General features: G+C 63.2%; 12 protein-coding genes and 1 pseudogene. 3 read left to right on the plus strand and 10 right to left on the minus strand.

Features of this window, described 5'->3' with window-relative positions:
* Positions 1-153 precede the first annotated feature (153 nt).
* Positions 154-756, plus strand: a complete 603-nt coding sequence (locus tag CCOS191_RS15360) for a histidine phosphatase family protein (protein WP_046857813.1) — start codon at positions 154-156, stop codon at positions 754-756.
* A gap of 49 nt (positions 757-805) precedes the next feature.
* On the opposite strand, the gene CCOS191_RS15365 is transcribed toward CCOS191_RS15360, so the two are convergent.
* The 9 genes and pseudogenes from CCOS191_RS15365 to CCOS191_RS15405 all read right to left on the minus strand — a co-directional run bounded on the left by CCOS191_RS15365 (position 806) and on the right by CCOS191_RS15405 (position 11142).
* Positions 806-1240 (minus strand): NUDIX hydrolase, encoded by a 435-nt coding sequence (locus tag CCOS191_RS15365; RefSeq protein ID WP_046855964.1) that lies wholly within the window; start codon positions 1238-1240, stop codon positions 806-808.
* 197 nt (positions 1241-1437) lie between these two features.
* On the minus strand, positions 1438-3861 hold the full coding sequence (locus tag CCOS191_RS15370; protein WP_052752619.1) for a TonB-dependent siderophore receptor: 2424 nt from the start codon (positions 3859-3861) through the stop codon (positions 1438-1440).
* A gap of 90 nt (positions 3862-3951) precedes the next feature.
* Positions 3952-4785 (minus strand): FecR family protein, encoded by an 834-nt coding sequence (locus CCOS191_RS15375; protein WP_046855965.1) that lies wholly within the window; start codon positions 4783-4785, stop codon positions 3952-3954.
* Positions 4786-4788: 3 nt separating this feature from the next.
* A complete protein-coding gene (locus tag CCOS191_RS15380; protein ID WP_046855966.1) occupies positions 4789-5298 on the minus strand; it encodes an RNA polymerase sigma factor in 510 nt (169 codons plus the stop codon).
* A gap of 164 nt (positions 5299-5462) precedes the next feature.
* Positions 5463-6398 (minus strand): DNA-3-methyladenine glycosylase family protein, encoded by a 936-nt coding sequence (locus CCOS191_RS15385; RefSeq protein ID WP_082120432.1) that lies wholly within the window; start codon positions 6396-6398, stop codon positions 5463-5465.
* Between the two features lie 353 nt (positions 6399-6751).
* Positions 6752-7759, minus strand: a pseudogene (locus tag CCOS191_RS15390) (chitinase); the annotation flags it as partial.
* 37 nt (positions 7760-7796) lie between these two features.
* Positions 7797-8432, minus strand: a complete 636-nt coding sequence (locus tag CCOS191_RS15395) for a lytic polysaccharide monooxygenase auxiliary activity family 9 protein (protein WP_046855967.1) — start codon at positions 8430-8432, stop codon at positions 7797-7799.
* 227 nt (positions 8433-8659) lie between these two features.
* Positions 8660-10348, minus strand: a complete 1689-nt coding sequence (locus CCOS191_RS15400) for a phospholipase D-like domain-containing protein (protein WP_046855968.1) — start codon at positions 10346-10348, stop codon at positions 8660-8662.
* 23 nt (positions 10349-10371) lie between these two features.
* Entirely contained in the window at positions 10372-11142 is a 771-nt protein-coding gene (locus CCOS191_RS15405; protein WP_046855969.1) for a ribonuclease T2 family protein, read from the minus strand.
* Between the two features lie 153 nt (positions 11143-11295).
* On the opposite strand from CCOS191_RS15405, the gene CCOS191_RS15410 reads away from it, so the two are divergent.
* Together CCOS191_RS15410 and CCOS191_RS15415 are read left to right on the plus strand one after the other, a co-directional pair.
* A complete protein-coding gene (locus CCOS191_RS15410) occupies positions 11296-11475 on the plus strand; it encodes a DUF2986 domain-containing protein (protein ID WP_046855970.1) in 180 nt (59 codons plus the stop codon).
* A 25-nt stretch (positions 11476-11500) separates the two neighbouring features.
* Complete coding sequence (locus CCOS191_RS15415) at positions 11501-11974, plus strand: VOC family protein (protein WP_046855971.1); 474 nt, start codon at positions 11501-11503, stop codon at positions 11972-11974.
* Positions 11975-11986: 12 nt separating this feature from the next.
* Here the strand turns inward: CCOS191_RS15415 and CCOS191_RS15420 are convergent, their stop codons facing one another.
* Positions 11987-12859 (minus strand): LysR family transcriptional regulator, encoded by an 873-nt coding sequence (locus tag CCOS191_RS15420; RefSeq protein ID WP_046855972.1) that lies wholly within the window; start codon positions 12857-12859, stop codon positions 11987-11989.
* Positions 12860-12973: the final 114 nt, after the last annotated feature.

Raw genomic sequence — 12973 nt, forward strand, 5'->3', positions numbered from 1 at the left:
GGGCATAGCTGGATGTTTGGGCGAGCGCAAAGCGAGGCAAAGAGGACTTTGCTAGTGGCCCCTTTCGACCCATAGCGGACGTTCGAGATCATCCGCGCCAGGTACTTCAAGGTTGATACAATCCGCCGCTTCTACACTGATGAGATGGATTTCATGGACCTGTATGTCGTACGACATGGTGAAACCTGGGCTAATGTCGAACATCGTTACCTGGGATCGCTCGACCCATCGCTCACGGAGCGGGGGCGTGAGCAAGCTCAAGAACTAAGGGCGAGTTTGCCCCATGAACTGGACACGCTTGTCGTATCTCCTCGTCTACGAGCAATGGAAACCGCCAGTATTCTTAACGAGAAGCTCAAGCTCCCGGCCCAGGCAATGGACTGCTTTCGAGAGCGCGATGTTGGGGTTTTCGAGGGGTTGACCCAGGCGCAAGCAAGGGAACGACATCCGCAGCTTTGGTCGCGAAACATTACGCGCCAATGGGGGGTAGGGCCCACCGGAGGAGAATCGATAGCTGATGTTGTGAAGCGGGTCAGAGGCGGATTGGTAGATCTGGAATCGAGATATCCGTCGAAGCGTGTTCTTCTTGTAGCACACGGCTTTGTTGCGAAGACTATCCGGGCGCTGGCCAAGAATGACTTTTCAGACTTCTACAACTGGCAGCTCTCCAACGGCAGCATGCTGGCCTTGGAAAGCCTTGTACTCCCTACCTCTGACCTAAAGACGCTGCAGGCCTCGCTACCACCAGGCGATTGAGGTAATTGCTAGCGACTTGGCCTTAGGCTCTGCTATGAGTCGGAAGCGCTCAGTCGCTCATCGCTGTTAACGACCACTTCTTGAGTCTTTGAAATAAAAACGTCAGCGCTCTCTGGAACACCGGGTGGCAATCGGTGTAGGGAAGATCATCTAGCGGAGCCCAGAAAAATTCGAACACGTGGCCGTGGTCATCCAGTGTCTGATGAGCCCAGCGCTCAGGCAGGTGTCGTCCTGATCGACAAAGGTGAAACGACCATATCTGATCTCGATGTTCAGCGTCCCAGCAGCCCAGGTCTGTCTCAACCGTAGTGCCAGTGATACCGGACTCCTCTGTCAGCTCACGCAAGGCGGCTTCGCTCGGTAGCTCTCCGTTCTCGATAGTGCCTTTAACCAGTTGGGTGCCCGCCAAGGGATGCCGAAACAGGAGAAGCCTGATCGGTAGCGAAGACGACAGCACCACCGGGCAAGCCTTGTTGGGAAGCATTGCACACTCCATATGTAGCTCGAGAAGCTGATCATACTAAGGATTTACATGGGCTAATATCCGCGAATCAGTGCATGAGAAGGAATTCTATGAAGCAGTTCTCGAACTGAGCGCCCTGTGCTGCTTTCTTCAGCGTCTGCAATGGGTCGAAAGCAGCCGATCGTGGCTGACCGCAGTCGACCCAGAGCAGAGCCAAACTAGAGTTCCGGCGTGTATTTCACACTGAACATGACGTTGCGCGGGTCACCGTAGTAGTTGTTGTAGTCGATGGTGTTGTAGGCCGGCTGGTAGTACTTCTTGTCCAGCAGGTTGTTGAGGTTCGCCGCCACGGTCACCTCGTCGCTGACCTTGTACGCGACCCGAGCATCCCAAATGGCATAACCGGGCAGGTCGAATACGTGGTCGTAGGAGGTGGTGCCGGTGACCGCCGTGGTGCCCAGCCCCACCGAGGTACGGCTCCAGTTACCGGGCAAGGTGTAGTCGGCCCACAGCTTGAACTGATGCTTGGGCGTCCAGGTGCTGTAGACCTTGTCCTTGTAGTTGGCGTCTTCCAGGTAGCGCGTGGTGTTGTAGACGTAGCCGGCCATCACTTGCAGGCCACTGAGGACTTCACCGCTGACCTGCGCCTCCAGGCCCTGGCTGCGCACTTTGCCTGAGGCCTTCGAGCAGTACCAGCCATTGCAGTCCATCGGCCCGCTGCGGTCGAGCACCGCGTGGTGCTCCTGGTCGTAGCGGAACAGCGCGACCGAGGTGTTCAGCGCCCCGTCGAACAACTCGCCCTTGAGCCCCAGTTCGTAGTTGCTGCCAATGATCGGCTCGACCACCGAACCGCTGCTGGTGCGTGCACTCTGCGGCTGGAAGACATCGGTGTAGCTGGTGTAGACCGACCACTGTTTGTTCAGCGCATACACCAGGCCCGCATAGGGCGAAACCTTGCCGTTGCTGCTGGTTGTCGATTCGCTGTAGCCGGTGCGGGCGAAGGACTGGGAGGCGTAGCTGTAGTCGTACCAGCTGGTGCGGGCACCGACGATCAGCTTCAGCGGCTCGGTCAGGTTGATCGACCAGCGCGAATACAAGCCTTTCTGGGTGATCTGGTACTCGGTCAACTCGCCACGGCCCCGGCTTGCCAGGCCGTAGATGTCTGGCATCGGGCGGTGGTGGTCGACGTTACTGGAGTCTGCGCCGAAAGTGGGAGCCCTGGCCCAGCGGTCATCGGTATTGATGCGCGAGTAGTTGGCGCCGAGCAGGAAGGTCTGCTCGAAACCGAAGCCGGTGAACTGGCCGTCCAGGTACAGGTCCAGGCCCTTGCTGTGGGTGGTGAAATCGGTGCTCCAGTCGATGTAGGTGTTGCTGGTGGAGCCGTTGGCCGGGAGGGCATCCCACAACGCCTGGTAGGTCGCGCCGTTGTGTTCGCTCATGTACACGCCGGCAGCCTTCAGCCGCCAGTCGTCGTTGAGCCGGTAGCTGGCGTCGAGGAACACGCTGGTCTGGTCGTTGTTGGCACGGTTCCAGTCCGCGCCGACATAGGTCGAGCGCGACCAGTCGGGGTTGCCGCCGTCGGCATAGCGCGGCAGGCCAAGCATGGCCGGGCGGGCGTGGCCCTTCTGGTTGGCAACGCCAAGACCCATCGTGAAGTCCGGGGTGAAGTCATAGTCCACGGCAGCGTAGACGGTCTGGTTCCAGCCACGCACATAGTCGATGAACGAGCCGTTGTCGTTCTGGCTGACCACCGTGCGGGCACGCAGGGTGCCTTCGGCATTCAGCGGGCCGCCAGCATCCAGTTGCAGGCCATAGCGGTCCCAGGAACCCGCCTTGCCGGTCAGGCTGACCACCGCCTTGTCCTGCCCGCGCTTGCGTACCAGGTTCATCGCCCCGCCCGGGCTGTCACCGCCTTGCAACAGCGCGGCCGGGCCACGCAGCACCTCGACACGGTCATAGAAGCTCAGGTCTTCGGTGAGGTAGCTGCCAAGCGAGTAGGTATTGCGCGGGATCGGCACGCCATCGTACTGCAGCGTGTCGATGCTGAAACCGCGCGAATAGATGAACAGCCCCGACCCCGGCGAACGGCTGGCGGTGAGGCCGGGCGTGCGGTTGACCAGGTCGCTGATGGTCTGGGTGTTCTGGTCGTCCATCTGCTGGCGGGTCATCACCGTGACCGACTGCGGGATGTCCTTGAGGGTCTGCACGCCCTTGCCCAGGGTGACCGCGCCGGAGGTGTAGGAATGGCTGCCCTCGGTGGTGGTGACCGGCTGGCGGCCGATGACGCTGGAAGCGTCCAGTTCCAGCGCACCGTTGCTGGGTTCGCTGGGCAGCGCGATCAGATACTGGCCATCGGCTGCCTGGGTGAGGCTCAGGTGGCTGCCGGCGAGCAAATGGCGCAGCGCCTGTTCGACGCTCAGTTGCTGGTGCAATGCCGGCGCTTGTACCGCGTGCGCGGCGTCAGTGTTGAACAGAATGCGGCTACCGGTCTGGCGGGCAAGGGCGTTGATCGACTGATCCAGCGGTTGGGCCGGCAGGTCGATGCGGTAGTGCGTCTGTTCGGCCTGCACGGGCCCGGCAAGCAGAAATCCGAATGTCGCCAGGCCCATGGCCTGGCGCAGCGGGTGGATAAAGAGCGTCATGGAATCCCCATCAGAGCAAGTGAGAATGCGTTTCATAGGGATTGGCGTTTGTGCTCACCCGCACATTGATGCAGCGCTGAAATTTTTTTCTCAGCGCTGCACATCCACCTGCACAGCACCGCTCTTGTCGCGGCTGACTGTTACCGGTGCCAGCTGCGGCAGGCTGTCGAGCAACTGTTCGACATTGCCGGTCGGGAACTCTCCGCTGAGCCGGTGTTGCCTGGCGGTCGCGCCCTGCAGGCGAATCGGCGCGTCGCGATGGCGGCGCAGTTGCGCCAGGACCGACTCGAGCGGGGTGCCGTCGAAATGGAACAGGTCATGCCGCCAGGCGTCTCGTTCGCCGGGGTTGCTGGCGTGCACCGGCCCCAGGCGCTGAGGGTTGGCAAGCAGTTGCTGGTTGGCCGTCAGCCGTTGACGCGCCATGCCGTTGTCCACTTCCACCTCGCCCTCCAGAACAGCCACCCGCACGCCGTCCAGGTCGCTGCGTACATCGAACACCGTGCCGATATCGCGCACAGCCACGCCCTGGCTACGCACGATGAAGGGCTTGGCTTGATGAGCCACGCTGAACAAGCCTTCGCCATCGAGCAGCTCGAACTGCCGACTGCGCAGGCGATACTCGATGCGCAGCACGCTGCCGGCGTCCAGTTCGACCACGCTGCCGTCGTCCAGGTGCAACGTTTCGCGACCGCTGCTGGCCACCTCGACCTGGCGGTAGCCCAGCGCCGGGTCGGCCAGCCAGGCCCAACCGGCCAGGGCCAGCAGCAAGGCCGTGCCGGCGGCCTTGCGCCGACGATTGGCGTTGCGTGCGCTCTGCGCCTTGGCTTCCTGCAAAAGCGCCTCACGGCTGGGCACCAGCGCACGCAGGGATTCAGCGTAAGGCTCGAGGGCATCGCGCGCGCCGGGCGCGCTACGGCGTTGCATCGATCAGGCCTCCGGCTGCCAGCGTTGCGCGAGGGTGCGCATGGCCCGCATGAAATGCTGGGCAACCATGTTCACGGAAATCTCCAGCTCCTGCGCGATGTCCTTTTGTGGCATGCCGTGGATACGGTGGAGCAGGAACACCTGGCGCTGACGCGCCGGCAATGCGTCGATCACCGCCAGCAAGGCACGCAGGCGCTGTTCGAATTCGAGCGCCATCGCACCATCCAGCGGGTCGCAGTGTTGCTCGACCACGGCGATCTGGCTCTGCGCGTACAGCGTGCGGGTACTTTCCGAACGGCGCCGGTCGATTGCGCGGTTGAGCGTGGCACGCCGCAAAAAGGCCATGGGCACGCTGATGGCGTTGAGCGGCGGCTTTTCCAGGATCTGCACGCAGACATCATGGACCACGTCGCGGGCAAAATGCTGGTTGGAAAAACGTCGGCGAATGTGCTCGACCAAATCGTCGTAGTGCAAGGCCAGGGCTCGCAGAAGATCGTTGTCGGTCGAAGCCATGATGGCAACCAATTGATAGTGAATCTCATTTATATCATGCGCTTTTCAGGTCGGGCAACTGGACCTGCCATGACAGGCACGTCAGCTGTGTTCGGCGCCCAGAGCTTCGACTCCCCGATACTGTCTAGTCCTGAAATTGGTTTACCCCTGTTCAGGCTGGCCTGTCAGTGCAAGCTTTGCCAGGCGCGCAGCACTGCATAGCCGCGCCAGGGTCGCCAGCCCTGCGCGGCTTGCGTTGCCGCCTGTGCGCTGCTCACCCCCAGGGCTTTTTGCAGCGCCACATCGCCCGCCGGGAAGGCATCGGGCCAGCGCAACGCACGCAAGGCGATGTATTGCGCAGTCCAGTCGCCGATCCCCGGCAGGGCGCGCAAGCGGGCACAGGTGGCCGCGACGTCCACCCCGGGGCTCAGGACCAGACCGCCCTCCAGCACCGCCTCGGCCAGCGCCTTGAGCGCCGCCTGGCGCTGGCGCGTGATGCCCAGCCGGCCCAGTTCATCACCGCTGGCCGCGATCAGCGCGACGGGCGTGGGGAACAGACGGTCCATGCCAGGCAGCGGCGTTGTGATGGGTTGTCCGAAGGCCGCGCCCAGGCGTGCGCCCAATGTGCGCGCAGCGGCCACGGTGATCTGCTGGCCCAGCACGGCACGCACGGCCAGCTCGAAACCATCCACCGTCCCCGGAACGCGCAGGCCCGCACCCGAGGGGAACGCACTGTGCAGCACGGCGTCGATGGCGAGCGGGTCGGCATCCAGGTCGAACGCGGCGCGCACGCAGTTGATCACCGTGGGCAGGACACCCGCCAGGGAGTCGCTGGTTGTCACCTGCACATGGGCGCGCGCCTCGTCGAAGGCCACGCTCAACCAGCCGCAATGTTCCTGACCGTCCTGCATGAGGCGCAGCGTACGGGTGTACGTCCCCTCCTCCACACGCTCCACGCCGGGTATCGCCCGCAGGCGCAGAAAGCCGAGCATTGCCGCCGTGTCATAGGGCGGACGCCAGCCCAGGAACAAACAGCCGTCCAAGCGCGCATCGTGCGCTTTCAGTGCCAGGTAGCAGGCGTCGTTTTCGGTGGTGTCGTTGATATTGGCCATGGGTGACATGGTAGCCCCTGTGCATAGCGGTGACTCGCCATTTTCGTACTTGCGCCCTAGTGTGGTGTTTTGCAAATACGACCAATAAATCGCGAGCGATTTTTGCGCTCAGGCAAGGCGTCGCGACGAGTCGTAGCCCAGCTACGGCGAGGAGCGACAACGCTGCATGAGCGCAAAAAGCGCCGCGAGTTATGGTCGTTATTTGTGAAACACCACACTAGCGACCAGGCACAAAAAATCCGATGCCTTGCGGCATCGGATCTTCATGCGGTGATCAAGCCGACAGGCCTCGACTGTCGGGCATCAGGCACGTCTGCCGGATGCTGGCTCGATCAGGCGTCGGTGGACGCTGTGGCCTTGTTGCCACTGTTGATCAGCGGTCCGTAGCGCCGGCTGAACTCCTGGTTGTAGGGCACGTGGTTCTTGTTGACCCCGCTGTCCCAGTTGACCGACCAGGTCATCAGGCCCTTGATCGACACGCCCTTGGCGTAGAGACGCTTGAACGCGTTGGTCACCGCCGTCGGGTTGATCACATAGCCGGTGGCGGCTGCATCGACGTTGGCCGGCAGGCCGATGACGAACTTGTCGGCCGGGATCCGGGTGAAGCCGCGGGTGCCACTGACCAGGCTCTCGGTCAGGTAGAACAGGAAGTCCTCCTTCATGGCATCGTTGTTCTGCGCGATCCAGGCGCCGTTGCCATTGTTGGCCTCCTGCACCCAGAGCCCGTCGCCCCCCTGGTTGTAGAACTGCGGGGCGATGAAGTCGTAGTACCCCTCCAGTGCCTTGAGGTAGTCGACGTAGCGCCCCGCGCTGGTCAGGTAGGGGAACTCCGGTGCCATGCTGATGATGAAATGCTTGCCCTCGGCGGCGTAGTGATCCTTCACCAGTTTCAGCGCGGCAGGCAGGACCGTCTTGTTGGCGGCGAAATCGATCGCGCTCTGTTCAAGGTCGATGTCCAGCCCGTCGAAACCGTAGGTTTCCACCAGGCGAATGATTTCATTGGCCAGCGGTTGTTCATGGCCCGGGTTCAGGGCGATATGCGCATCGGCGCCGCCCAGGGACATCAGCACCGCCCTGCCCTGGCTGTTAAGCACGCCCACCTGGCGCCGGAACTCGGCATCGGACAGGTTGTACGGCTTGAAGGTCGGTATACCGCTGCCCTTCATGAAGGCCACCGCCACCACGTTGTAGTCGCGCGGCACCTCCTCCAGGCTCATGTTGGCGAACTGCCCGCGCTGGTAACCATCCGCCGGGCCGGCCGGCCAGTTGTGCCAGTAGCCCATGAGGATCTTCTTGCCCGCCAGGCTGGGCATTCGCGATGCAGCGTCATCCTGCGCTGCCTTGAGTTGGGTAAAGTCAATCGTTGCCATGTTCTAATCCTTCAGAACGTGTGTAGATCCCGCGGACTTACTGGAAGTCGACGTCGAATGCCTGGTAGAAGGCGTTGCCGGTGTTGGCGACGATCCACATCAGCACGATCACGTGACGGCCCTTTTTGTTGGCCGGCAGCTTCACTTCGTGATCGACCTTGGCCTTCAACTCGCCGGCGTGGCTGTAGTACGGCACCTGCGGGTAGAAGTCCTCGGCGAACGGCTTGTCTTCCAGTTGCGCTCGGGTGATGCGTTGTTTCGGGTCCCAGCCGTCCTTGGTGATCAGCCAGCGATAGCCGCGGGTGGTATGCGGCGCGGTGTAGCGCCAGGTCACCTTGAACACTTGCCCGGCGTCGACATTGATCAGCGGCCAGGTGAAGGCGCGGTTGAGCTTCTTGCCCATCTCCTCGTCGGTGAAGTTGACGCAGTCACGGGCGTCGGTCTTGCCACCGCTGAGGATGTAGCCATCGGCGGGCGGCGCGACGCTCGGGTTGTCCGACTGGAACGGCGCGGGGAACGGACCGGCGGCCAGGGCCGGGAAGTTCTTGCCGCCTTCCATTTCATCGACCTGCCAGCCGCTCAGCACGCCGAGGTCGATGGCGACGGCGCCACGCGAGGCTGGGGTGGTGACACGACCGTGGCGAAGCGGGTTCTGGTTTTCTGGTTGGTTCATCGTTGTAACTCCATGTGGTTTGAGAACTCTCCCTTTCCGAAGGAGAGGCCTTCAAACTAACGGAGCTGGATTTATTGTCCACGCAGCCATTTTTGCTCCTGGCGTGCTCAGGCATTGGAATCGCCAATGAATACTGGACAAATATACAGTACCGTTTGAGTTCTCCTACCCGCCCTGAAGCAAAACACCTACACGCCAGCGCGACGTCTGGCCAGTGCCCGAGCCTGTCAGCCAATGAAGTACTGCCGGCGCTTCGAGCGGTAGTTGGACGGGTCCAGGTGCGCGGGCAGCCATTGCCCGGCCGTCTCCTTCAGATAATTGCCCTGGCTGCCGGGTCGGGCCTGGTACCTTGCCGCCAGGTAGCGGGCGTAGTGATGGTCGAACAGGCGCATGAATTCGCCGAAGTAGATGTCCGCCACCCGGGTGTCGCCGTGGATCACCAGCATGTTCTCGTCGTTCTTCACCTGGGAGGCGCTGCTGAAGTTCGCCGAGCCCGTCACCACCGTGGGCTGCTCGCCCAAGGGATCGACCAGCATGTACTTGGTATGGATGTAATCGTTGCTGTTGAGCGGGTTGTCGCGTTCCTTCAGCGCGTTGGCCAGCGTGTTGTCCTCGCTCAGATGGCTACCGGCCGCGAAGATCACGTCACCGTCGGTACCGATGTTCTCGGTCGCGCTGAGCGGATCGTCCTTGATCACGTAGCGCAGCACATCGTTCTGTGCCTGGAACACCGCCTGGAACTCGGCGGCGATATCGAAGGCAGCGGTGAAGCACACCAATTGACTGGCCGCGCTGGCCAGGTTGGCGTACCACTGCAAGGTCTTGCGCGCCTGGGGCTCGTCCTTGTCCTCGCGCGGGCTGAACACGGGATAGGTGCCCGGCTGCAATGGCAAGGGCGGCAGCGGGCTGGCCAGGGCATTGGGCGTGCGCAACTTGCCCGGCGTCAGGTTGCGTTGCAGGCGTGTCCAGTAGTCGAGGTATTGCCGGGCGATTCCGGGGTCGTGGACGACGTGCCCCACGTTCGAATGGCCGAAGATCCCACCGGCCGAGATATTGGTCGAGCCGGTCCAGACACTGACCGGCTGGCCATGCTCGAGCAGCACGATGAACTTGTTGTGGCGGATACCCTCGCTGACCGTACGCGGATGAGCGTGGGCGGCCAGGCCGGCCTGGGCGATGGTGGCCTGGTTCTCGGCCTTGTACTTGCTGGCCGCGTCAAAGACCACCTGCACGTCGCCTTCACGCGCAGCATCGCTTAGCGCCTGGGCGACCGGCAGGTAGTGAAATTCATAGAACGCCGCGCGCAACCCCATGCCCGGCCTGGCACCGCGTTCGATGAAGGCAAGCAGGGCTTCGTACAAGCCTCGTGAAAGCCATTTCATCGGCTTGGATTGCGGCGCGTCGGGGTCGGGGGCAACGTTGTCGAACTCCCGGGCATAGGCCTGGGAGCCGATCACGCCACGGTTGAAGTGCACGTCATGCCTCACGCCCGCGCCTGGCGCCGCCGTGCTTTCGCAGCGCACACGCACGGCAACACCCAGGGCCTCATCCACACGCAGGTTCTTCGGCTCGCCGAACACCGGTTGCACCGCGTACTCGTAGTCGCCTTCGGCAGTGGCGGTGTAGTCCGCCCACAAGAAACTCTGGATGGGGTGCTCGCTGGTCGGCACCCGCGTGCCCGGGGGCAGCCCCTTGTCCTTGTCTGCGAAGCGTTTCAAGCCACGCAGGTAATAGCGGGTACGCACCTGGCCGGCCGCGTCGAACTGCTTGCGCTGCACGGCAAAGCCCAGCAGGTTCTGCTCGCCGACCAGCGTCGCAAGGTTCGGTGGCGTGACGAAGTCCCAGGCCAGCACCACCACATGGGTGCCGGCGATGGCGCGTACGCGCAGGTAGTCGCCAGTGACGGATGCTCGCATGGGAGGCACTCCTTGCAGGAGGGTTACTGGTAGGGTGTGCGGACCTTGATCGGCTGGTTGTCGGGGGTCCCGCCGGCCGGGCACGGCATTGGGCCGAGCTGTTTGTCCAGGCAGACCCAGAGCTCTTTCAGGCGGTTGCCCGAACCCACCGATACCCGCAGGCTCTGCGCAGGCAGCGCCGGGTTATGGGCCAGGAACGCCTGCTTGATGTCGCTCACCTTGGCGTCCACCAATTGGTTGGGGCCCGCTTCGCTGCCGAGCATTTCCTGCAGGGAGGGCCGCTGCAGCGAGTCGTAGACCCGCTGGATATCGGCAAAGTAGCGCTCCGGCGACGACCAGCCGCAGGTACCGTGGGCTTGCCATTCGTTCTGCATCAGGTCCGGCCCGGGCATCATGCACAGGTGCTGCCTGACCAAGGGCGCCGGCAGCGAACCGACAGTCTGGCAGTTGCGCGGATGGTCCTGGTTGGACCTGGCGTAGCCATTCTGCGGCCACAGGCCGTGCACCACCCATTCGAAACGATTGCCCGAGAAGCACTGGAAGGCATGCTTTTCGCGTTGCGCCTTGGGCTTGTTGCGCTGCGCTTCACAATGCTCCGGCGACCAGGACAGCACCAGGGCCAGGTAATCGGTGGGCAGGTCCTTGTTGACGTAGTCCACCGGGCGGGCCGGCGCAGGCTCGACGTTGTCGGGCAACGCGCAGATTTGCTCGGCGAAGGTGGACGAGGCGGCGGCTGCCAGGCAGCCAAAGAGCAGCGCTTTCAGGCAGGTTGCAGATTGTGGCGTCCATTGCATGATGACCTCCTTGTCGGGTGCGACAGGCTCCGTGCCTGTCGCTCGGTTAAACCCGTCAGGTGATGGTGTAGCGCGAATATGACGATTCGTCAGTGGCGGTTTGCTGTATCGTTCGCCCTGCGGCAGCACCCAGCGTCAATGAAGTGGAATAACATGAACCGTCGTAAAAAGATCAACCAGCTGTTGAAAGCCCACGCCAAGAAGGCCAGTGCCAAGTTGGCGCCGAAAAACAGGAACCCCTACATCTCCAAGGCCGACCGGTTGAAACTGGCGGCCGAGGCCGGCCAGCCCGAAGCAGACTCGGTGAGCGACGTCGCGCCGGCACAGCCCTGAACCTTCTGCATGAGCGAGCAATGCGATGGACCTCAAGTTCAGCCACGTGGATGTACTGGTCGCCGATCTGGACGCCGCCTGTAGCTATTACGCACAAGTGCTGGGCGCCGACACTTCCCGCACGCTGGTCTGGGAACGCGGCGGCCTGCACGTCCACTATGCAATCGCCCGGGTCGGCGAGGAGCGTTTCATGCTGGTCCAGCCGCTGGCGGGCAACCTCAAGGACCTGCTCGATACCCACGGCGAAGGGATGATCTACCGCCACTGCTACTCCACGCCTGACATCGAGCAAGCCTATGACCAGCTGACGGCCAATGGCATCCAGCCCGAGGACGAGAACGGCAAGCCACTGGCTCGCGAGCAGCTGCAATCGCCTGCCGGGGCCCGCATCATCTGGTTGCCCAAGCGTTTCGGGCATTTCTCGATCGAAATCATCGAGGCCCAGGCGCTCGAAGCCTTCATCGCAGACGCGTTCAGCCCTTTGGCCGTTGCAGGCTGACTGCGGCGCCTGTTACTCGCCTGGCCCGGCAAACGCCAGCACCAGGTGGTCGATCACCGCGCGCACCCGCGCCGTGTGGCGCAGGTCCTGGTGGGTGACCATCCACACCTCGTAGGGTTGGCTGCGCATGCGTTGCGGCCAGACTCGCCGCAAGCCGTCACGCTGCCCCAGCTCCACCGGGATCTCCCCGAGGCCCAGGCCTTCGGCGATGCCGCGGCGCAGCATCATGCTGGCGTTGGCCGCCATCACCACCCGCCCCTCGCCCATGGGCACGTCCACCAGGGTCGGTTCGGCGCGATCGCGCCAGTACGGCTCATACACCACCAGGTCGTGGCCGGCAAAGCTGCCCTCCTCCGGCACGCCCCGCCGCGCCAGGTAATCCGCCGAGGCGAACAGGCCCATCTGCCAGCTGGCCAGCTTGCGCAGCACCAGGTCGGGGCTGTCCGGGCGCTGGTTGCGAATGGCGATATCGGTTTCGCGTTGCGACAGGTTGACGATCTCCGAGCTGCCGCTGAGCACAACGCGCACCTCGGGATGGGTCTCATGTACCTGCCGCAGTGCCGGGATGACGAACTCCAGGGCCAGGGAGTCGGTAGTGGCGATGCGCACCTCGCCGGCCTCCTCGTTATCGGCGCCTCGGGTTCGGCGGGCCAGTTCCAGGGCCGCCTGCTCCATCTTCTGCGCCATTTCCACGGCCACTTCACCGATGGCGGTCAACTGGTAGCCGGCCGGCGTGCGCAGGAACAAGGTCGAGCCCAGGTCCGCCTCCAGCGCCGCCACTCGCCGGCCCACCGTGGCCTGGTCGACCCGCAGCACCCGGGCGGCGCGGCGCAGGGTCTGTTCGCGGCTCAAGGCCAGCAGCATGCGGGCATCATCCCAGTTCATTGGTCCACTCCTGATTGGGGGCGCGCCGCGCCCCATCGCTGGCAAGCCAGCTCCCACAGGGATCACCTGCGCATTGTGGGAGCTGGCTTGCCAGCGATGAGGCCAGCACAGGCA

It is taken from the genome of Pseudomonas sp. CCOS 191 (assembly GCF_001007005.1).
Lineage (GTDB): Bacteria > Pseudomonadota > Gammaproteobacteria > Pseudomonadales > Pseudomonadaceae > Aquipseudomonas > Aquipseudomonas soli.